A 19587-nucleotide genomic window follows, 5' to 3' on the forward strand; every position below is an offset into this window, starting at 1 on the left:
TCGCCCAACGCCTGACCGTCCCCGTTTCGTTCCGTCACCGGGCTCGCTTCACCCGGACGTGCCGCCGCCCAGCGGCGGGGCGGGGATGCCGCCCGCGTCCAGGTACGACTGCGGCGGGTTGAGGCGCTGGCCCGGGAAGCCGCCCTTCTCGTACTTGAGCAGCTTCTTCGCCTTCTCCGGGTCCGTCTCCCCCTCGCCGTACGCCGGGCAGAGCGGGGCGATGGGGCAGGCGCCGCAGGCCGGTTTGCGGGCGTGGCAGATGCGGCGGCCGTGGAAGATCACGTGGTGGCTGAGCATCGTCCAGTCACTCTTCGGGAACAGCTCGCCGATCGCCTTCTCGACCTTGTCGGGGTCGGTCTCCTGCGTCCACTTCCACCGGCGCACGAGGCGCCCGAAGTGGGTGTCCACAGTGATTCCCGGCCTGCCGAACGCATTGCCCAGGACGACGAACGCGGTCTTGCGCCCCACGCCGGGCAGCTTGACCAGGTCCTCCAGCCGCCCGGGCACCTCGCCCCCGAAGTCCTCGCTCAGCGCCTTGGCCAAGCCCATGATCGACTTCGTCTTGGCGCGGAAGAAGCCGGTCGGCCGGATCAGCTCCTCGACCTCCTCCGGGTTGGCCGCGGCGAGGTCCTCCGGCGTCGGGTACTTGGCGAACAGGGCCGGGGTCGTCTGATTGACCCGCAGGTCGGTGGTCTGGGCGGACATCACCGTGGCCACCACCAGCTGGAACGCGTTCTGGAAGTCCAACTCCGGGTGCGCGTACGGGTACGCCTCCGCCAACTCCCGGTCGATCTTGCGCGCCCGCCGCACGAGCGCGGCATGCGACTCGCTCTTGGCCGCGGCCGGCTTCTTCGCGGTGGGCTTCTTCGCGGCGGGCTGCTGTTCTCTGGCGGGCTGCTTCGCCGCGGACTTCGCTGCTCCGGATTTCGCCGCGGCAGGCTTTGCCACGGCAGGCTTTGCCACGGTCTGCTTCACGGGGGTCTGCTTCGACGCGGTCTGCTTCTTCGCTGCGGTCTTCCCCACGGCGGATTTCGCCGCAGCAGACTTCGCAGCGGGCTTCTTCGCCGCGGACGTCTTCGCGGCCGACTTCTTCGCCGCAGGCTTCTTCCCGGCAGGCTCCTCCGTAGAAAGCTGCTGCTCCCCGGCGGGCGGCTTCGACACGGACTGCTTCACGGGAGCCTGCTTCGACGCGGTCTGCTTCTTCGCTGCGGACTTCCCCACGGCGGATTCCCCTCCGGCGGACTTCGCCGCGGACTTCCCCGCGGCGGGCCGCTTCGCAGCCGGCCTCTTCGCCACGGACTTCTTCACAGCAGGCTCCTCCGTAGAAGACTGCCGTTCCCCGGCGGGCGGCTTCGACGCGGACTGCTTCACGGGGGTCTGCTTCGACGCAGCTTTCTTCTCCGCCGCGGGCTGCTTCATGGGGGTCCTCTTCACCGCTGACCTCTCCACGGTGGCCTGCTTCGCCACGGGCTTCTTCATGGGGTCCTCTTCACCGCGGACTGCTCCGCCACAGACTTCTTCACCGTGGCCCGATCCACCACAGAGTTCTCCGCCCCGGGCTGCTCCGCCGCCGCCCTCTGCACTGCGACTTCCCCCGCAACGGGCCGCCTCACCGCAGACTTCCCGACCGCCGGCCTCGTGCCCGAGAACCTCCCGACCGCCGGCCTCCCCGCCGCGGGCCTCGTCCCCACGGACTTCCCGACCGCCGGCCTCGTCTCCGCGGGCCTCCCCGCCGCCGGCAACGACGCCGCCGGAAGCGTCCCCGCGAACCTCCCCGCGGCGACCTTCTTCGCGGGCCGGAGTGGAGCGGTCTCTCCCTGGTCGGGCAAGGTCTCGGGCCGGGGTCGGTGGGCCGAAGCGGGGGTGCTGCGACCCTGTTCGCCCACAGCGGAATCTTCCTTGGCCGACACCGTCCCCGCCCCCTCTGCCTGCGCTGTCACCGGCTTTTTGGACACCCGGCCAGCCTAGAGCCCGGCACTGACATCCGCCCCGGAGCCTTCGGATCGGCCCCCGATTGGCCCCCTCCCCCTCGGGTTGTGACGCAGGTGCGGCAGACTTGTGCCTGAGTGACTGATCACACTGTTTGGACCGTCCGGCAAAATGGGCGGCGGGAAGCATCCGTCCCCCACGGTGCAGGCGACATAGGAGAGAAACTCGTGGACGACGTTCTGCGGCGCGCCCCGCTCTTCGCGGCGCTCGATGACGAGCAGGCCGCGGAGCTCCGCGCCTCCATGAGTGAGGTGACCCTCGCACGGGGCGATGCCCTGTTCCACGAGGGCGATCCCGGTGACCGCCTGTACGTGGTCACCGAGGGCAAGGTGAAGCTCCACCGCACATCCCCCGACGGCCGGGAGAACATGCTGGCCGTGCTCGGCCCGGGTGAGCTCATCGGAGAGCTGTCGCTCTTCGACCCCGGTCCGCGGACCGCCACCGCCAGCGCGCTGACCGAGGTGAAGCTGCTCGGCCTCGGCCACGGCGACCTCCAGCCCTGGCTGAACGCACGGCCGGAGGTGGCCGCCGCCCTGCTGCGCGCCGTCGCCCGGCGCCTGCGCAAGACGAACGACCAGATGTCCGACCTGGTCTTCTCCGACGTGCCGGGCCGCGTGGCCCGCGCGCTGCTCGACCTGTCGCGCCGCTTCGGCGTGCAGTCCGAGGAGGGCATCCACGTCGTGCACGACCTCACGCAGGAAGAGCTGGCCCAGTTGGTCGGCGCCTCCCGCGAGACGGTGAACAAGGCGCTCGCGGACTTCGCGGGCCGCGGCTGGCTCCGCCTGGAGGCCCGCGCCGTGATCCTGCTGGACGTGGAGCGCCTCGCCAAGCGTTCGCGCTGAGCACCGCAGGCAGTGACGCAGACGGGCCCCGCCACACCTCGTGGCGGGGCCCGTCCGCGTATCCGTACGGAACTGCATACGTGCGGAACCGCAGGGGCACGGAACCGCGGACGTACGGAAGCGCATGCGCACGGAACCGCAGACGTACAGAACTGCAGCCGTACGAAGCCGCAGACGTACAGAGCCGCGGACGTACGGAAGTGCATGCACACGGAAACCCATGCACACGGAAGGGCAGCCCCACGGACCGGCAGCCGCTCAGAAGCGCAGCCGTACGGAAATGCCGTGCCCCGTGCGGTGCTTCCCTGCACAGTTGCCCCATGAGCAACCCCACCCGTGGGCTCGACCCCCAGGGATACATCGCGCGCGAGGGCTCCTTGGCCCGCGTGCAGGAACCGTTCCGCCCCGTCGTCGCCGCGGCCCGCGACCGGCTGCTCGACGTCTTCGGGGCGCGCATGGAAGGCGCGTACCTGTACGGCTCCGTGCCGCGCGGCACCGCCCGCCCCGGCCGCTCCGACCTCGACCTGCTGCTCGCCCTGCGCGCCGAGCCCACCGAGGCCGACCGGGCCGACGCGCGGACGCTCGAAGCGGCGCTGGACAAGGAGTTCGCGCAGATCGACGGCGCGGGCACGCTCCTGTACAGCCGCGCCCGGCTGCTGAGCGCGGCCGAGACGTACGACCTGGGCTGGTTCGTCTCCTGCCTGTGCACGCCGCTGCTCGGCGCCGACCTGGCCGAGGACCTGCCCCGCTACCGGCCCACGTCACTGCTCGCCCGCGAGACGAACGGCGACCTCGCGCTGTTGCTGCCGCGCTGGCGCGAGCGGATCGCAGCGGCCGCCGTCGAGGAGCGCCCCCGCATCCAGCGGTTCATGGCCCGGCATCTCGTGCGCACCGGCTTCACGCTCGTCATGCCGCGGTGGAACGGATGGACCAGCGACCTGCACGAGATGGCCGAGGTCTTCGGCTCGTACTACGCGCACTGGGCCGGGCCGATGCGCGCGGCGGCCACGGCCGGGTACGAGCCGACCGGGGACCTGGCCGCGCTGCATACGTACACACAGGACATCGGGCCGTGGCTGGCGGGCGAGTACGCGCGCGTGCACGGCATCAAGAACTCCCGAGAGGAGAACCCGGCATGACGCAGTCCGACCCCGGTTCCGACCTGGCGACCCGCTTCGAGGCGGAGCGCGGGCGGCTGCGGTCCGTGGCGTACCGGATGCTCGGCTCGCTGACCGAGGCGGAGGACGCCGTCCAGGAGAGCTGGCTGCGGCTGCAGAGGAAGCAGGAGGCGCAGCTCCTCGAAGGCGCGGTGGCAGGGGACGCAGGAGACGACCTCGCCGACGTGCGGAACCTGAGCGGCTGGCTGACGACCGTCGTCGGGCGGATCTGCCTGGACATGCTCCGCACGCGGGCGTCCCGCCGCGAGGACCCGCTCGACCCGGGGTCCGCCGAGACCCACGTCCCCGACCCGGTGGTGCGCCCCGCCGACCCGCTGTACGAGGCCGAACTCGCCGATTCCGTGGGGCTCGCGCTGCTCGTCGTGCTCGACACGCTGGCGCCCGCCAAGCGGCTCGCGTTCGTACTGCACGACATGTTCGCGGTGCCCTTCGAGGAGCTCGCGCCGATCGTGGAGCGCACCCCGGCGGCGACCCGGCAGCTGGCGAGCCGGGCCCGGCGCCGGGTGCAGGGCGCCACCGTGCCGCCCGCGACCGACCTGGCCCGCCAGCGCGAGGTGGTCGACGCCTGGCTCGCCGCCACCCGCGCCGGCGACTTCGAGGCGCTGCTCGCCCTCCTCGACCCCGAGGTGCTGCTCCGGGTCGACGCGGGCCCCGGCACGGCGTCCAAGCTGGTGCGCGGCGCCCTGGAGGTGGCGCAGCAGGCGGCGCTGTTCGGACAGCTGGTGCCGACGGCGTACCCGGCGTTCGTGGGCGACGGCATGGGCATCGTGCAGGTGCCGCGCGGCCAGGTCGTCACGGTCCTCGCCCTCACGTTCCGGGACGGCAAGGTCGTCGGGGTCGACATCATCGCCGACCCGCCGCGGCTGGCCGCCATGGGCGTCAGCTGGCCCCGGGAGCGTTAGATCAGCCCGTGTTCGCGCAGGTAGTCGAGCTGGGCCAGGACGGACAGCTCGGCCGCCGGCCACAGGGAGCGGTCAACATCGGCGTACACGTGCGCCACGACCTCGCCCGACGTCGCGTAGCCGCTCTCCACGGCGGTCTCCACCTGGGCGAGGCGGTTCGCGCGGTGCGCGAGGTAGAACTCGACCGCTCCTTGCGCGTCCTGCAGCACGGGGCCGTGGCCGGGCAGCACCGTGTGCACCCCGTCGTCGACGGTCAGGGACCGCAGGCGGCGCAGCGAGTCGAGGTAGTCGCCGAGGCGGCCGTCGGGGTGGGCAACCACGGTGGTGCCGCGCCCCAGGATCGTGTCGCCGGTCAACACGGCATGATCGGCGGGGAGATGGAAGCAGAGCGAGTCGGCGGTGTGGCCGGGGGTGGGGACGACCCGCAGTTCGAGCCCGCCGGTGCGCACCACGTCTCCGGCCGCCAGGCCCTCGTCGCCGAGCCGCAGCGCCGGGTCGAGCGCCCGCACCTTCGTGCCGGTGAGCTCGGCGAACCTGCCCGCCCCCGCGGCGTGGTCGGGGTGGCCGTGCGTGAGGAGGGTCAGGGCGATGCGCCTGCCCGCCTTCTCGGCGGTGGTGATCACCTGCGTCAGGTGGGCGTCGTCGAGCGGGCCCGGGTCGATGACGACGGCGAGTTCGCTGTCCGGCTCGGCGACGATCCAGGTGTTGGTGCCGTCGAGGGTCATCGCGGACGCGTTCGGCGCGAGGACGTTGACGGCGCGGGCGGTGGCGGGGCCGGACAGCACCCCGCCCCGCGGCTGCCCGGGCAGGGCTGCTGCTTCGGTCATGACGTGCTTCCCCCGGGGGTCGGGATGTGCTTGGTGAATTCGTCGTGCCCCGGCCAGGACAGCACCAGCTCGCCTTCTTCCAGGCGCGCGCGGGCCAGTACGGGGGTGAGGTCGCACGCGGCGGCACCGGCCAGTGCGCCGGCCGCCGAGCCGTGCGCCGCGAGGGTGCGCAGCGTCGCGATCGTCGGCGGCATCATCGACAGCTCGCCGCGGTCGTACGCCGCCGCGGCCTGCTGCGGGCCGATCCACACGGTGCGGTCGGCCTCGGAGGAGTCGTCGCTGGTGCGCTGGCCGGGCGGGAGCGCGGCCACGAAGAACCAGGTGTCGTAGCGGCGCGGTTCGAACTCCGGGGTGATCCAGCGGGCCCAGGCGCCGAGCAGATCGGAGCGCAGCACGAGCCCGCGGCGCTGAAGGAACTCGGCGAAGGACACGTCCCGGTCGATCAGGGCCTGCCGGTCGGCGGTCCAGTCGGCGCCGGTGGTGTCGTCGACGACGGTGTCCGGGGTGGGGCCCGCGAGCAGCACGCCGGCCTCCTCGAAGGTCTCGCGCACCGCGGCACAGACGATCGCCTGGGCGTCCCGCTCGGGCACGCCGAGACGCAGCGCCCACTCCCGGCGCGAGGGCCCGGCCCAGCGGACCTGCCGGTCGTCGTCACGGGGGTCGACGCCGCCGCCCGGATACGCGTACGCCCCGGCCGCGAAGGCCATCGACGTACGCCTGCGGAGCATGTGCACCTCGATGCCGCCGGCGTCGGCCGCGTCCCGCAGGAGCATCACGGTCGCGGCGCGCCGGGGCGTCGTGGGCGTGAGCGTGCCGTCGGCGAGGGCGCGGATGCGGTCCGGCCACTCGGGGGGATACCACTGCCCGTTTGCCATGGCCGGAGGCTATCCGGTGCCGGGCGGATGTTCGAGAGCCCGCCCGACACCGGAAACACGGCGGCAATACGCCGCCCTACGCCTCGGTGAGCTCGACCTGGATCTCGACCTCGACCGGCGCGTCCAGCGGCAGCACCGCGACGCCGACGGCGCTGCGGGCGTGCACGCCCTTGTCGCCGAGCACCTCGCCGAGCAGCTCGCTCGCGCCGTTGATCACCGCGGGCTGCCCGGTGAAGTCGGTGGCGGAGGCGACGAACCCGACGACCTTCACGACGCGCGCGATGCGGTCCAGGTCACCGGCGACGGACTTGACCGCGGCCAGCGCGTTCAGCGCGCAGGTGCGGGCCAGGTCCTTGGCCTGCTCCGGCTCGACCTCGTCGCCGACCTTGCCGGTCAGCGTCAGTACGCCGTCGACCATCGGCAGCTGCCCCGCCGTGTACACGTACACCCCGGACTGCACGGCGGGCTGGTACGCGGCGACCGGCGGGACGACGGGCGGCAGCTCCAGGCCCATCGACGCCAGCTTGTCCTCTACCGCGCTCATGCCTGCTTCTCGCGCTTCAGGTACGCGACGAGCTGCTCCGGATTGTTCGGCCCCGGCACGACCTGGACCAGCTCCCAGCCGTCCTCACCCCAGGTGTCAAGGATCTGCTTCGTCGCGTGCACGAGGAGCGGCACGGTCGCGTATTCCCACTTCTTTGCCATGGAGCCGACTGTAGCCGCCGGACCGGGGTGCGTCGTTCCGCAGGCTCCTGGCGTGATCGGGCCGCTCCTTGGTTAGGCTCGAATACGTGAGCAGGCTCCAGGTCGTCAGTGGCAAGGGCGGTACCGGAAAGACCACGGTCGCCGCCGCACTCGCGCTCGCCCTCGCGACCGAGGGCAAACGCACTCTCCTCGTGGAGGTGGAGGGCAGACAAGGCATCGCGCAGCTCTTCGAGACGGAATCGCTCCCCTACGAGGAGCGGAAGATCGCCGTCGCCAGCGGCGGCGGGGAGGTGTACGCGCTCGCCATCGACCCCGAACTGGCGCTGCTCGACTACCTCCAGATGTTCTACAAGCTGGGCGGCGCGGGCCGCGCCCTGAAGAAGCTGGGCGCGATCGACTTCGCGACCACCATCGCGCCGGGCCTGCGGGACGTCCTCCTGACGGGCAAGGCGTGCGAGGCGGTCCGGCGCAAGGACAAGCAGGGGCGCTACGCGTACGACTACGTGGTCATGGACGCGCCGCCGACCGGGCGGATCACGCGCTTCCTGAACGTGAACGACGAGGTCGCCGGGCTCGCCAAGATCGGGCCCATACACAACCAGGCACAGGCCGTCATGCGCGTCCTCAAGTCCCGTGAGACAGCGGTGCACTTGGTGACCCTGCTGGAGGAGATGCCCGTGCAGGAGACCCTCGACGGGGTCAGCGAACTGCGCGCCGCACAGCTTCCCGTGGGACGGATCATGGTGAACATGGTGCGGCCCGCGCTCCTCGGGGAACCCGCACTGGCCCTGGCCGGGGACAGCGGCGTGCGCCCCGCGGTCGCCGAGGCACTGACCGCGTCCGGGCTCGGCGGCGCCAAGAAGCTCGTCGGGCCGCTGCTGGCACAGGCCGGGGAGTACGCGGAGCGGTACGCCCTGGAGCGCACCCAGCGCGAGCTGCTCACCGAGGCGGAGCTGCCGCTGCACGAACTGCCGCTGCTCACCTCGGGGTTGGACCTGTCGGGCCTGTACCGGCTCGCCAGGGAACTGCGACAGCAAGGGATTTAGGGGACCGCTCCGATGACGCTGGATCCTGAGGGCACGCTCGACATCGACCCGCTGCTCGACGACCCGGACACCCGCATCGTGGTGTGCTGCGGCAGTGGCGGCGTCGGCAAGACCACCACCGCCGCGGCGCTCGGGCTGCGCGCCGCCGAGCGCGGCCGCAAGGTCGTCGTGCTCACCATCGACCCGGCCCGCCGCCTCGCCCAGTCCATGGGCATCGACTCGCTCGACAACACCCCGCGCCGGGTGAAGGACATCGACCCGGCCGGCGGCGGGGAACTGCACGCCATGATGCTCGACATGAAGCGGACCTTCGACGAGATCGTCGAGGCGCACGCGGACGAGGAGCGCGCCAGGGCGATCCTGTCCAACCCCTTCTACCAGTCGCTCTCGGCGGGCTTCGCGGGCACGCAGGAGTACATGGCGATGGAGAAGCTGGGCCAGCTGCGGGCCCGTGACGAGTGGGACCTGATCGTCGTGGACACCCCGCCGTCGCGCTCGGCGCTCGACTTCCTGGACGCGCCCAAGCGGCTCGGGTCCTTCCTCGACGGCAAGCTCATCCGCGTCCTGATGGCACCCGCGAAGGTCGGCGGCCGGGCCGGCATGAAGTTCCTGAACGCCGGGATGTCGATGATGACCGGCGCGCTCGGCAAGCTGCTCGGCGGTCAACTCCTGCGCGACGTCCAGACGTTCGTGGCCGCGATGGACACCATGTTCGGCGGCTTCCGCACCCGCGCGGACGCCACGTACAAGCTGCTGCAGGCGCCCGGCACCGCGTTCCTCGTCGTGGCCGCGCCCGAGCGGGACGCGCTGCGCGAGGCCGCGTACTTCGTGGAGCGGCTGGCCGCGGAGCGGATGCCGCTGGCCGGTCTCGTACTGAACCGGGTGCACGGCAGCGGCGCCGAGCGGCTCTCCGCGGAGCGGGCGCTCGCCGCCGCGGAAAATCTTGACGAGCATCGCATTGTGGATCAGGCGGACGGGAAGGAACAGGTGCGTACCGACCCCGCGACAGATCCCGCGCCGTCTCCCGCGTCCGGCTCCCCCGCCACGGCGCAGACACCGTCCGAGCCCACCGTCGAGGAACTGACCGCCGGACTGCTGCGCCTGCACGCGGAGCGCATGCACGTGGTCGCGCGCGAACAGCACACGCGTGACCGCTTCACCGCGCTGCATCCCGAGGTCGCCGTGACCGAGGTCGCGGCGCTGCCCGGTGACGTCCACGACCTGTCAGGCCTCAGGGACATCGGGGAACGGCTCGCGGCCGGTGGCACTCCGGCCGGAGCTTCATGAGCCGTACGTACTTCTCGGCAGGTACCGCGGAGGTCGGCTACCCGACGGCCGCGTACCTCTCGTACGTCTCGTCGTCGTCCAACTCCGCGGGCAACAGGCCCGCTCCGCGCTCGTACTCCGTCCGTGCCGTCTCAAGGAGATGGCGCCACGAGGTGACGGTCGGACGCCTGCGCAGCAGTGCGCGGCGCTCCCGCTCCGTCATGCCACCCCACACGCCGAACTCGACGCGATTGTCCAGCGCGTCCGCCAGGCACTCGGTCCGCACGGGACATCCCGTGCACACCGCCTTCGCCCGGTTCTGCGCTGCTCCTTGAACGAACAGTTCATCCGGATCGGTAGTGCGGCAGGCCGCCTGCGCACTCCAGTCGACTACCCAGCCCATACCGGCGCCGTCCTCTCCCGAATCGAGGCTCCCCCACGGCGGCAGCGGCATATTCACCCCTGCCAGTTGAGGACGTTACGGAAGGTGGGCACAGCGCAACACCCCCTTCGGGCCCAATCTTGAATGGCCCGAACGGACTATGCGTGAGCGGCAGATCACCCGACGGAGTGACCGGGGGACATACGCAATAACCCCGGCAAACCAGGACAGTTCACTTGCGCCACATCGGACGCCGGATGACACACGAGGCGGATTCGGACACCCTTCGGGCCTTGCGCGGGAGGCCCGCGGGAGGGTCCGGGAATGACTACAAGAGACACGGAAGACGTGCCGGGAACGTTTCGGGTTCGTCCCACGTCTTGATACGAGACCGCACTGCTGTGACAGTTGAGTGCAGCTTAGGCCAAGGCATATACGCCTGTCCGGAGAATGAGAACGTCGGCCGCGGCGCGGGGCGTGGCCGCCCCGGTGGCCCGCGGACCACCGGGGCGAAAGGTCACGCGGCGGTGCGCTTCTGGCGACGCTCGAGCGCCTGCGCCGTCTTGCGCCGCGCCGGCGCCAGGACGTCGACGGCCGCGCCGGGACCCTGTCCCGGAGTGGCGCGCCACGCACGCACCTTGTCGGCCGCCTTCGTCAGCCGGGGGTCGTCGGGTGCGACGGCGACGTAGAACAGCGACTCGTCCGGCGAACGGTCGTCGCCGCCCCAGCGCACGACGCCGTTCAACTCGGCGAGGATGTCGCGCACGACGACGAGCTGCTGGGGGAACAACCCGCCCCGCGTGCCCGCCGGGTAGAAGTTCGGGCGGATCTGCACCGCCGTACCGGACGCCTGGTTGGACTCCGGGCGGCGGGCACGCACCGCGTCCGGGGCCCGCCAGCCGACGACGTCGCCCTTGCGCAGTTCGTCGATCTCGTAGTGGAAGCGCTGCACGACGTAGACGAGGACGGTCTCCGGCTCGCCCAGGCGCACCTGGACACCGGTGAGCGGAACTCCGGGCACCGGCCGGGTGAAGATCGTGCCGTCCTTGTCGACGACCGTCTCGGTCTCCCATCCGTTCGCCGAGCGCACGTCGGCCAGCACGCGCTTGTTGCGCGCCTTGGCCCGCTCGACGGCTCTTCGGATCTCGTCCGAGAAGGGATCGCGGTCGGCGGCGGCGGCCGGGGCGGCCAGGAAGCGCGCACCGGGCAGCGAGACCGCGGCCGTGGCCGCGGCGATGACCACTGCGCGGGTCAGGACGGTGCGGCGCGACACAGGGGACGAGGTCACAGCTTCTTCTCCTTGTTTGCGGGACGGCGGGCAGAGCGAGCGGATTCGAGGACGGCGAGGGCCGTCAGCGTGACGGCGACGACGGCGAGCCCGGTGAGGGCGGGTGTCACGTATCCGGGCACGGCCGCCTCGTAGGAACCGCCGCCGGTGAGGTGGCACTGCAGTGACGGCGGCAGGTAGGAGACGCCGTAGCGGTCGACGGCGCCGAACTGCCCGGCGCCGCCCGCACTCCGGCAGGCCTGCGCCGTGCCGGTCTCGTCGAGGAACAGGTGTACGGCGCCCCACACGTACAGGGCCGCGGCCGCGGCCGCGCTCAAGGCAGCCGCGCCCCGGGCGAGTGCGGCCGGGCCCTCCGTCCGCCGCTCGGCGGACAGCGTGCTGAACCCGAAGCCGGCCAGGCCGAAGGCGGCCAGGGCTCCGACGAGCACGCACAGGCCGAGCGGCAGGGCCGCCGGGTACTGCGACGCCGTGGTCAGGGCCGTCATCCCGCGAGTTGCCGCATGATGCTGTTGTACTTCTCGAAGATCTGGTAGATCGCCATGCGCTTGCCGGCGTCGGCCTCGGCCTGGTCGCCCCATCCCTGGTAGCGGCGCAGGATCTGGAAGATCTCGTTCTCGGTGTAGTCGAGGCGCATCGACCGCAACGTGGTCTCGCCGCCGGGCGGGTTGCCCCCTCCGGGCTTGCCGTCGACTCCCCACAGGTGGACGAGGGGCACGGTGCGCATGCTGAAGGCGTTGTCACCGTTCAGCTGCTGCCAGCGCTCCCAGATGTCGGCGTCCTTCGTGGGGTCGAGGACCTTGCCCGTGACGAACCCCTTGTCGATGCAGTGGTTCCACGCCCGGATCCCCACGTCGCCGCTGATCTGGGCGATGCCCGTCGAGGAGTCCTTGACGATCCCGATCCCGTTGAGGTGGTAGGAGGCGACCTGGTGGTCGACGCCCTGGTCGATGAGGTCGTAGTGCCGCATCTCCCAGTACGCGGACGTCTGGATCAGCGCCTTGCGCATGTCGTACGCGTTCGACAGCTGGGTCGTCTGCTGGTCGTTGGCCATGATGGTCTCGAAGCACTCGGTGTGCGTGAACAGCCGTGCGTCCGCACCCGTACCGCCGTCGTCGGCGAAGCCGATGGACCTCATGTACTTGCCGAGGTCGTCGTGGAGGGCCGTGAGGTAGCCGCCGTCGTACCGGACGTCCGGGCCCGCGGTGCGCGGCGCGTCGAACGAGCCCTGGCCCGTGTCGCGGCCGGAGGCGACGTCGACGTCGATCTCGATGGCGCCGGTACCGGAGCCGATCGACCGCGTGACGACCTGGTCGTACGCCCAGTCGGCGGGAAGCGGGTAGCCGAAGTTGCCGGAGAAACCCGAGGACATGTCGGAGACGAACGAGGCCGTGGAATGGCCGGCTTCGGACACGCGCATGCACACGTTGCGCGGCCCGTAGACGCCGATCTCGAAGCGCCCGCCGTCATCGCCGAGCGCGTCCTGGATGCCCTTGAAGTGCGGCAGCACGCTGTCGGTGACCTGGTAGTCGAGCGCGTCGAAGTCGACGGCGAAGAAGATCCGGGTGCCGGATCTGAAGCCGTGGTCGAGCGCCGCGTTCACGGCCGCGGCCCCCGCGGCGCGGCCGGCGGCGTAGTTGAAGCCCGTCGCGTCGCGGCCGAACGTCTGGTAGATCGGGAAGCAGCGCAGCCCGTTGTCGGCGATCGTCTTCAACTCGCCCGGCTGGATGGCCTTTTCCGGCAGCTGGGTGTCATTCGGAATCGGGTTGGTGAGGTAGCGCCCCACATAAGTGATCCCGGCGGCCTTCAGTGCCTGCGCCCGGGCAGTGGTGATCTTGGTGACGCCGTCGCAGGCCTGCCCGCTGCGGTCCTGGTCGCCGTAGGAAACGAGCAGTGACGCCCAGGTCGAGAAGTCTCCCTTGCCGGTGACGGGCAGCTTCACGAAACTCTGGAAGTCGCTGGTGGCACCGGACAGGGCCGAACTGAAAGTGGAAGTGAAGGAAACCGGACGCTGGTTGAGCACCATCCCGGCGGAGAACAGCTGCACCCACACCCCGGTGGAACCCGAGGCCACCGTGTGATCCTTCAGGCCCGACTTCGTCCCCGGACCGAAAACCCCGTTCGCGACGCCGTCGGCCATGCCGAGCTCGTACTGGATGGCGAACAGCATCGACTTGGCGACGTCCCGCGAATGGTGGCCGTCACACGGGATGACGTAATAGTCCTTGCGCAGGACGTACTTGCCGTTCAACCACTGCTGGACCGACCGAATGGTGCCGGATCCATTGCTGACGGTGACGTAGGCGTCCATGTTGAACAGACCCTTGGCCGTCTTCGGCCATAGCGCGGATCCGGGATAGGTACTGCCCACGCCCATGTCCTGGTGCAGCTTGGCCACTGCGGCCTTGACCCGGTCGTTGTACTTGCCGTCGATGTCCCCGCCGTCGTACCCCTTGCAGTAAAGGGCGGACTGGAGGATGCGGCAGAAGTTGGCGGACGGCACGGTCGTCTCGTCCAGCTTGCCGTACTTCTCACCGATGGTGGCGAGGGTGGTGGGCCCGAAGCTGTCCGAGAGGGCGGTGATTCCCATTTCGTACTGGAGCGCCCTGGTGAGGGCGTACATCACGGTCCAGCTGGTCTGGCCGTTCTCTTCCAGCTTGGATATGCCGAGCGTCGCACCATTTCCGTAAGTCGTGTTTACGAATTGTTGGGCGCGCAGCACCATTTCATCGGCCACGAATCCTCCTGTTACCCAATGAACATTGCGACGCCGGTGATCTTGTGCCCTGAATCACCGCAGGTCAAGTCCGGTATGGCCCGGAATACTCGTGTCTGGAGAGCAAGATTCTCCGGATGTGTGCCGCAACCGTGACATGATCGATGCGGAACGTCTCCCCAACCATCAACCCGTCTCGTGCGTCTATTTGGCATTCCCGTCGGGGTCGTCGGGACACCGTCTTGACAATGCAAATACGAGCATGATCTCTTTGCGGCGCCGACAGGTTTCACCAGCAGGTGGGACAGGTGAGAGCCAGGCTGGATTTAGCGTTCACTGATTGAGTGGTAAAAAAATGAGCCCTGCGGAGTTCACGGGAATCATTCGGCGGCGAATTTCCCACTCCCCCGCCCTCGCGATCGGCCTGTTGGCGATGGTGGCCGGCACCAGCGCATGCGGCGGCGCCACGGAGGGCGAAGCGCACAAGAACGCCCCGGCGCCCTCGGCGCGCGTGATCACCATGCGCCTCGACGCCGCGATGGAAAAGACCGCGGACCAGGGAAAAGGCTTTGCGCTGCGTGACGCGACAAGCCTGGGCCGGTACATCAGCCCGGCCGGCGCCAAGAACTTCAAGACGTGTTTCGAACGGGACAAGCCGAAGCTGAGCGCCGTGGAGATATTCGTCGTCCGCCGGCCCGAGACGTGCCCGTCACGCATCGGAGGCGCGATTCCTCCCGAGCAGGTTCCCGCGGTGACCGGAATGGACGTGCGCACCGCGGCCGAGCGACTCGTCGCCCTCGGGTACGACCCGAAGCACATAAGCGTCGACGCCGAGCAGCAGGACGGTCACAAGGCAAAGGGAACGCACTGGTCGTGGAAAGTCTGCGCACAGACTCCCGCCGCAGGCACCCCTTTCTCAGCGAAAGCAATGCCGAAAGTGACGGTCAGATCCGCCTGCTCGGCCGACTGAACCCGCACCAACCACATCACAGCAGAAGACCGAGGTAACAGCATGCGTTTTCCGAAGCGCGCAGCGATGATCGTTCCGATCGCGGCGGCACTCACCCTGGGAATGGCGTCGACCGCCAGCGCCGGAACGGACTGCACCGACTACTCCGACAACGGCGGAGCAAAGGTGACGTTCAAGGCCTACGGCGAACACCTGCTGGTCACTGATGTCTTCGGGGACTACCACTCCGCCGTCGGCGGAATAGAGATCTACGGCGACGGCCACTACTACTACTGGAACCGGGACGGAAAGGGCACGACGCGCGACGTCAACCTCTCCATCACGGACGGAACGTCGGTCATCGTCAATGCCTTCCTCGGGGACTGGGAAGGCACCCCCAGCGGCGGCATCTCCTGGAATTCCAACGTCGTCAGCAACGCCCAGGGCGTCGCCTGATTCCCCGCCTCCCGTGAGGGCCCGTCAGCTCTGCCGACGGGCCCTCACGGGCGTGCGCAATCACCCCTATAGCAACCGAATACGGTCACGATCCCGCACCCGAACATCCCGATGGCGCATCGCTCCCGCGGAACGCTCCGGTCTACGGATTAGGCTGCCCCCATGGGAAAGAAGCGCTCGGCAGGTAGCGGCGGCGGACTGTCGCCGGCCCAACAGGCCGCAAAGTTCCTCGGCGTCAGTGTCCTCGCCGGCGCCGTGCTCGCCGGCATCGCCCTGCCCGCGGCGGGCGCGCTCGGCCTCGCGGCCAAGGGATCGGTCGAGGGGTTCGACGAGATCCCCGCCAACCTGAAGACCCCGCCGCTGAGTCAGCGCACCACGATCCTGGACAACCAGGGCGGCAAGATCGCCACCGTCTACTCGCGCGACCGCACCGTGGTCCCGCTCGACGACATCTCGCCGTACATGCAAAAGGCGCTCGTCGCCATCGAGGACTCCCGCTTCTACGAGCACGGGGCGGTCGACGCGAAGGGCATCCTGCGCGCCATCAACGCCAACGCGCGCGACGGCGGCGTCTCCCAGGGCGCCTCGACCCTCACCCAGCAGTACGTGAAGAACGTCTTCATCGAGGAGGCCGGCGACGACCCGACGAAGGTCGCACAGGCCACCCAGCAGACGATCGGCCGCAAGGTCCGCGAGCTCAAGTACGCGATCCAGGTCGAGGACGAGCTCGGCAAGAAGAAGATCCTCGCCAACTACCTGAACATCACGTACTTCGGGCAGCAGGCGTACGGCGTCGAGGCCGCCGCCCAGCGGTACTTCTCCAAGCCGGCCAAGGACCTGAACATCCAGGAGTCCGCGCTCCTCGCCGGCATCGTGCAGTCGCCGAGCCGCTACGACCCCATCAACGACGAGGCCGAGGCGAAGAAGCGGCGCAACGTCGTGCTCCAGCGCATGGCCGAGGTGCACGACATCTCGCCGTCCGAGGCCGAGAAGGCCAAGGAGACCCCGCTCGGCCTCAAGGTCAGCACGCCGCAGAACGGGTGCATCACGGCGGTCAAGGGCGCGGCCTTCTTCTGCGACTACGTCCGGGAGGTCTTCCTCAAGGAGCCGGTCTTCGGCAAGACGAAAGAAGCCCGCGCGAAGGTCTGGAACCGGGGCGGTCTGACGATCAAGACCACGCTCGACCCGCAGTCGCAGGACTCGGTCCAGGCGGCCATAAAGGCGAACGTCTACAAGACGGACAAGGTCGCCACGGCGGTCACGCTCGTCGAGCCCGGCACCGGCAAGATCCTCGGCATGGGCCAGTCGAAGTCGTACGGCACCGACAACAAGAAGAACGAGACGGTGCTCAACTACTCCGTCAACGCGGCGTACAACGGCTCCGGCTACGGATTCCCGACCGGTTCGACGTTCAAGCCGTTCCTGGCGGCGGCGGCCCTGGAGAAGGGCACGCCGATCTCGCAGCAGTACCCGGCCCCGTACCAGATGCCGTACCCCAAGCGCGTGCAGTCGTGCAGCGGCAAGCCGTGGGTCAACGACAGCAACTACCAGGTGGAGAACGAGAACGAGTCGGAGGTCGGCCCCTATCGCCTCAAGGAGGCGATGGAGAAGTCCATCAACACGTACTTCGTGCAGATGCTCGGCGACACCGGCATGTGCCCGGTCGTCCAGATGACCGACAAGCTGGGCGTGGTGCAGGGCAACGGCACCAAGGTCGACGAGGTGCCCTCCTCGATGACCCTCGGTTCGACGGGTCTGTCGCCGCTGACCATGGCATCCGCGTACGCCGCGTTCGCCAACGAGGGCACGTACTGCACGCCGATCGCCATCGAGTCGATCACCGACACCACCAACGGCAAGTCGCTGGGCGTGCCGAAGACGCAGTGCTCGCGCGCCATGTCGACGGAGACCGCGGACAAGATCAATACGCTGCTCAGCGGCGTGACCGACTCCGGTACGGGCAAGCAGGCCGGTCTCCAGGACCGGGCCAACGCCGGCAAGACCGGTACCACCGACGGCCGCAAGAACGCCTGGTTCGTCGGCTACACGCCGAACCTGTCCGGCGCCGTCTGGGTCGGCAGCGCCCTGCAGAACGTCGAGATGGAGGACATCACCATCGGCGGCACGTACCACGACAAGGTCTTCGGCGCCGACACCCCCGGCCCGATCTGGCGCAGCGCCATGACGGGCGCCCTGTCCAACAAGCCCGCGCCCGGCTTCACCCTCGTCAACATCCCGGACCCCGACAAGGGCAAGGACAAGGACAAGGGTCAGGACCAGGGCCAGGGCCAGGACGACGGCAAGCCCGGTGGCGGCGGCCACGGCGGCGGCGACCCGCTCCCCGGCATCTCGATCCCGCCCGGCCTGATCGGCGGGAACGACGGCGGGAACGACGGCGGTGGTGGCTGGGGCCGCTGAGGTCCCTGAGACCTCGTCAGGCGAGAACGTGTGAGAGGGGCGCCCCGGTCTTCGGGGCGCCCCTCTCACACGTTCACTCACCCAGGGCGTCGGCGTCTGCGCACGTCCAGGACGTCTCCTCCTGCGTCTACGCATCCTGCGCCGCGCCCGCGCATCCTGCGTCTACGCACGCGTTCTCCGCACACGACGCCGGCCGATGCACACGACGCCGGGCGGTCAGCCCGCGAGCAGCCGCTTCACCGTCGCGGCGACCCGGCCGCCCTCGGCGCGGCCCGCGATCTTCGGGTTCGCGATCTTCATGACCTGGCCCATGGCACGCGGTCCCTCCGCGCCGGCCGCCCTGGCCTCCTCGACGGCCTGGCCGACGATCTGCTCCAACTCGGCGTCGCTGAGCGGCTGCGGCAGGTACACGGCGAGGATCTCGCCTTCCGCCAGCTCACGGGCGGCGGACTCGGCACGCCCGCCCTTCTCGAAGGCGTCCGCGGCCTCGCGGCGCTTCTTCGCCTCCTTCGCGATCACCTTCTGTACCTCGTCGTCGGAGAGCTCGCGCTTCTCCTTGCCCGCGACCTCCTGGTTCGTGATCGCGGAGAGGGTCAGCCGGAGCGTCGAGGAGCGCAGCTCATCGCGTCCCCGGATCGCGGCGTTGAGGTCGTCCTGCAGCTTCGACTTGAGCGTGGTCATGCCTCGATTGTCGCAGGTACGAAGGCGTCGGCGCCCGCCGATTTCCGGTGCGGGGCGGGTCTGACACGATGGGCACATGCGCGCGCGATACGGGATTCCCCTGAAGGTCTCTGCTGGCATCGTGGCGGCCGGCGCCGCCACCGTGGCTTACGCGGCGGGTTTTGAAGCCCGCTCCTTCAGACTGCGCCGCGTCACGGTCCCCGTCCTGCCTGCGGGCATGCACCCCCTGCGGGTCCTGCAGGTCTCCGACATCCACATGGTCGGCGGGCAGCGCAAGAAGCAGCGCTGGCTGCGCTCGCTGGCCGGCCTGCGCCCCGACTTCGTCATCAACACGGGCGACAACCTCTCCGACCCGGAGGGCGTTCCCGAGGTGCTCGACGCACTCGGGCCGCTGATGGAGTTCCCGGGCGCGTACGTCTTCGGCTCGAACGACTACTACGGGCCCAAGCCGCGCAACCCCGGCCGCTACCTGGCCGAGAAGATCCGCGGACAGCACGGCCTGAACGGCAACCCGCCCGTGGTCGGCGCCATCCACAACCCGTGGGAGGGCCTGCGCGACGGGTTCGACGAGGCGGGCTGGCTGAACCTCACGAACACCCGGGGCGTGCTGAAGGTGGCCGGCGTCGAGATCGGCCTGACGGGCGTGGACGACCCGCACATCAAGCGGGACCGTTACGCGGAGGTGGCGGGCGGCCCCCTGCCGGGCACCGACTTCTCCATGGGCATCGTGCACGCCCCGTACCTGCGCGCCCTCGACGCCTTCACGGCCGACGGCTACCCGCTGGTCCTCGCCGGGCACACCCACGGCGGCCAGCTCTGCATCCCGTTCTACGGCGCCCTCGTCACCAACTGCGACCTGGACACGGACCGGGTGAAGGGCCTGTCGACGCACGAGGCGGAGGGCCGGACGTCGTACCTGCACGTCTCGGCCGGCTGCGGCACCAACCGGTACACCCCGGTGCGCTTCGCGTGCCCGCCCGAGGCGACGCTCCTGACCCTGACCCCGGCCGGCCCCTGACCCCGCCCGCCCCCGCTACCTCCTCCTCCTACTACTGCGGCCTGCTACTGCC

General features: G+C 70.0%; 19 protein-coding genes. 9 read left to right on the top strand and 10 right to left on the bottom strand.

The genetic code is table 11. From position 1 onward, the window contains the following. Positions 1-48: 48 nt before the first annotated feature. Positions 49-1161: an endonuclease III gene (gene nth, locus G3I40_RS13640; RefSeq protein WP_164302457.1), complete on the bottom strand. Its 1113-nt coding sequence runs from the start codon at positions 1159-1161 to the stop codon at positions 49-51. Positions 1162-2156: 995 nt separating this feature from the next. Here nth and G3I40_RS13645 point away from each other — a divergent pair. The 3 genes from G3I40_RS13645 (at position 2157) to G3I40_RS13655 (ending at position 4911) form a co-directional block, all read left to right on the top strand. Next, positions 2157-2831, top strand: coding sequence for a Crp/Fnr family transcriptional regulator (locus tag G3I40_RS13645; protein ID WP_016642758.1), 675 nt, complete (start codon positions 2157-2159; stop codon positions 2829-2831). Positions 2832-3151: 320 nt separating this feature from the next. Further along, positions 3152-3970 carry a nucleotidyltransferase domain-containing protein gene (locus G3I40_RS13650; RefSeq protein ID WP_164302422.1) on the top strand — a complete coding sequence of 273 codons (819 nt, stop codon included), beginning with the start codon at positions 3152-3154 and terminating at the stop codon, positions 3968-3970. Then, the gene (locus G3I40_RS13655) at positions 3967-4911 is read left to right on the top strand and encodes a sigma factor (protein ID WP_164302423.1); all 945 of its coding nucleotides are present in this window, start codon (positions 3967-3969) and stop codon (positions 4909-4911) included. The genes G3I40_RS13650 and G3I40_RS13655 overlap by 4 nt, the downstream gene beginning before the upstream one ends. On the opposite strand, the gene G3I40_RS13660 is transcribed toward G3I40_RS13655, so the two are convergent. The 4 genes from G3I40_RS13660 to G3I40_RS13675 all read right to left on the bottom strand — a co-directional run bounded on the left by G3I40_RS13660 (position 4908) and on the right by G3I40_RS13675 (position 7318). Next, positions 4908-5738, bottom strand: a complete 831-nt coding sequence (locus G3I40_RS13660) for an MBL fold metallo-hydrolase (protein ID WP_164302424.1) — start codon at positions 5736-5738, stop codon at positions 4908-4910. The genes G3I40_RS13655 and G3I40_RS13660 overlap by 4 nt on opposite strands. Then, positions 5735-6613, bottom strand: coding sequence for an NUDIX hydrolase (locus G3I40_RS13665; protein WP_164302425.1), 879 nt, complete (start codon positions 6611-6613; stop codon positions 5735-5737). Before G3I40_RS13665 ends, G3I40_RS13660 begins: the two co-directional genes overlap by 4 nt. Positions 6614-6689: 76 nt before the next feature. Further along, positions 6690-7157: a RidA family protein gene (locus G3I40_RS13670; RefSeq protein WP_164302426.1), complete on the bottom strand. Its 468-nt coding sequence runs from the start codon at positions 7155-7157 to the stop codon at positions 6690-6692. Continuing rightward, a complete protein-coding gene (locus G3I40_RS13675; RefSeq protein ID WP_073494871.1) occupies positions 7154-7318 on the bottom strand; it encodes a DUF4177 domain-containing protein in 165 nt (54 codons plus the stop codon). Before G3I40_RS13675 ends, G3I40_RS13670 begins: the two co-directional genes overlap by 4 nt. 86 nt (positions 7319-7404) lie before the next feature. Between G3I40_RS13675 and G3I40_RS13680 the strand changes: the two genes are divergently transcribed. After that, the gene (locus tag G3I40_RS13680) at positions 7405-8364 is read left to right on the top strand and encodes an ArsA-related P-loop ATPase (protein ID WP_164302427.1); all 960 of its coding nucleotides are present in this window, start codon (positions 7405-7407) and stop codon (positions 8362-8364) included. 12 nt (positions 8365-8376) lie between these two features. Continuing rightward, the gene (locus G3I40_RS13685) at positions 8377-9651 is read left to right on the top strand and encodes an ArsA family ATPase (protein ID WP_164302428.1); all 1275 of its coding nucleotides are present in this window, start codon (positions 8377-8379) and stop codon (positions 9649-9651) included. 37 nt (positions 9652-9688) lie between these two features. Here G3I40_RS13685 and G3I40_RS13690 read toward each other — a convergent pair whose 3' ends face one another. From G3I40_RS13690 to G3I40_RS13710, 4 genes are all read right to left on the bottom strand, one after another. Next, entirely contained in the window at positions 9689-10033 is a 345-nt protein-coding gene (locus tag G3I40_RS13690) for a WhiB family transcriptional regulator (protein ID WP_203644003.1), read from the bottom strand. A 496-nt stretch (positions 10034-10529) separates the two neighbouring features. Beyond that, positions 10530-11300, bottom strand: coding sequence for a hypothetical protein (locus G3I40_RS13700; protein WP_164302430.1), 771 nt, complete (start codon positions 11298-11300; stop codon positions 10530-10532). Next, on the bottom strand, positions 11297-11785 hold the full coding sequence (locus G3I40_RS13705; RefSeq protein ID WP_164302431.1) for a hypothetical protein: 489 nt from the start codon (positions 11783-11785) through the stop codon (positions 11297-11299). The genes G3I40_RS13700 and G3I40_RS13705 overlap by 4 nt, the downstream gene beginning before the upstream one ends. Beyond that, positions 11782-14034: a glycoside hydrolase domain-containing protein gene (locus G3I40_RS13710; protein ID WP_164302432.1), complete on the bottom strand. Its 2253-nt coding sequence runs from the start codon at positions 14032-14034 to the stop codon at positions 11782-11784. Before G3I40_RS13710 ends, G3I40_RS13705 begins: the two co-directional genes overlap by 4 nt. A 334-nt stretch (positions 14035-14368) precedes the next feature. On the opposite strand from G3I40_RS13710, the gene G3I40_RS13715 reads away from it, so the two are divergent. From G3I40_RS13715 to G3I40_RS13725, 3 genes are all read left to right on the top strand, one after another. Then, positions 14369-14983, top strand: coding sequence for a PASTA domain-containing protein (locus tag G3I40_RS13715; RefSeq protein ID WP_164302433.1), 615 nt, complete (start codon positions 14369-14371; stop codon positions 14981-14983). A gap of 42 nt (positions 14984-15025) precedes the next feature. Beyond that, the gene (locus G3I40_RS13720) at positions 15026-15418 is read left to right on the top strand and encodes a hypothetical protein (RefSeq protein ID WP_164302434.1); all 393 of its coding nucleotides are present in this window, start codon (positions 15026-15028) and stop codon (positions 15416-15418) included. Positions 15419-15580: 162 nt separating this feature from the next. Further along, positions 15581-17836, top strand: a complete 2256-nt coding sequence (locus tag G3I40_RS13725; protein ID WP_164302435.1) for a transglycosylase domain-containing protein — start codon at positions 15581-15583, stop codon at positions 17834-17836. A 216-nt stretch (positions 17837-18052) separates the two neighbouring features. Here the strand turns inward: G3I40_RS13725 and G3I40_RS13730 are convergent, their stop codons facing one another. Next, positions 18053-18517 (bottom strand): GatB/YqeY domain-containing protein, encoded by a 465-nt coding sequence (locus tag G3I40_RS13730; RefSeq protein WP_164302436.1) that lies wholly within the window; start codon positions 18515-18517, stop codon positions 18053-18055. A 76-nt stretch (positions 18518-18593) separates the two neighbouring features. Between G3I40_RS13730 and G3I40_RS13735 the strand changes: the two genes are divergently transcribed. Continuing rightward, positions 18594-19535, top strand: a complete 942-nt coding sequence (locus tag G3I40_RS13735) for a metallophosphoesterase (protein WP_164302437.1) — start codon at positions 18594-18596, stop codon at positions 19533-19535. Positions 19536-19587 lie beyond the last annotated feature (52 nt).

The sequence above is a fragment of the Streptomyces sp. SID14478 genome (genome assembly GCF_010548525.1).
GTDB lineage: Bacteria > Actinomycetota > Actinomycetes > Streptomycetales > Streptomycetaceae > Streptomyces.

What these genes read in the sequence shown, in the direction of transcription:
- G3I40_RS13725 (WP_164302435.1), top strand. Translation starts at nt 15,581, where the DNA reads ATGGGAAAGAAGCGCTCGGCAGGTAGCGGCGGCGGACTGTCGCCGGCC.
- G3I40_RS13650 (WP_164302422.1), top strand. Translation starts at nt 3,152, where the DNA reads ATGAGCAACCCCACCCGTGGGCTCGACCCCCAGGGATACATCGCGCGC.
- G3I40_RS13685 (WP_164302428.1), top strand. Translation starts at nt 8,377, where the DNA reads ATGACGCTGGATCCTGAGGGCACGCTCGACATCGACCCGCTGCTCGAC.
- G3I40_RS13665 (WP_164302425.1), bottom strand. Translation starts at nt 6,613, where the DNA reads ATGGCAAACGGGCAGTGGTATCCCCCCGAGTGGCCGGACCGCATCCGC.
- G3I40_RS13675 (WP_073494871.1), bottom strand. Translation starts at nt 7,318, where the DNA reads ATGGCAAAGAAGTGGGAATACGCGACCGTGCCGCTCCTCGTGCACGCG.
- G3I40_RS13670 (WP_164302426.1), bottom strand. Translation starts at nt 7,157, where the DNA reads ATGAGCGCGGTAGAGGACAAGCTGGCGTCGATGGGCCTGGAGCTGCCG.
- G3I40_RS13735 (WP_164302437.1), top strand. Translation starts at nt 18,594, where the DNA reads ATGCGCGCGCGATACGGGATTCCCCTGAAGGTCTCTGCTGGCATCGTG.
- G3I40_RS13715 (WP_164302433.1), top strand. Translation starts at nt 14,369, where the DNA reads ATGAGCCCTGCGGAGTTCACGGGAATCATTCGGCGGCGAATTTCCCAC.
- G3I40_RS13720 (WP_164302434.1), top strand. Translation starts at nt 15,026, where the DNA reads ATGCGTTTTCCGAAGCGCGCAGCGATGATCGTTCCGATCGCGGCGGCA.
- G3I40_RS13730 (WP_164302436.1), bottom strand. Translation starts at nt 18,517, where the DNA reads ATGACCACGCTCAAGTCGAAGCTGCAGGACGACCTCAACGCCGCGATC.
- G3I40_RS13660 (WP_164302424.1), bottom strand. Translation starts at nt 5,738, where the DNA reads ATGACCGAAGCAGCAGCCCTGCCCGGGCAGCCGCGGGGCGGGGTGCTG.
- G3I40_RS13690 (WP_203644003.1), bottom strand. Translation starts at nt 10,033, where the DNA reads ATGGGCTGGGTAGTCGACTGGAGTGCGCAGGCGGCCTGCCGCACTACC.
- G3I40_RS13655 (WP_164302423.1), top strand. Translation starts at nt 3,967, where the DNA reads ATGACGCAGTCCGACCCCGGTTCCGACCTGGCGACCCGCTTCGAGGCG.
- G3I40_RS13705 (WP_164302431.1), bottom strand. Translation starts at nt 11,785, where the DNA reads ATGACGGCCCTGACCACGGCGTCGCAGTACCCGGCGGCCCTGCCGCTC.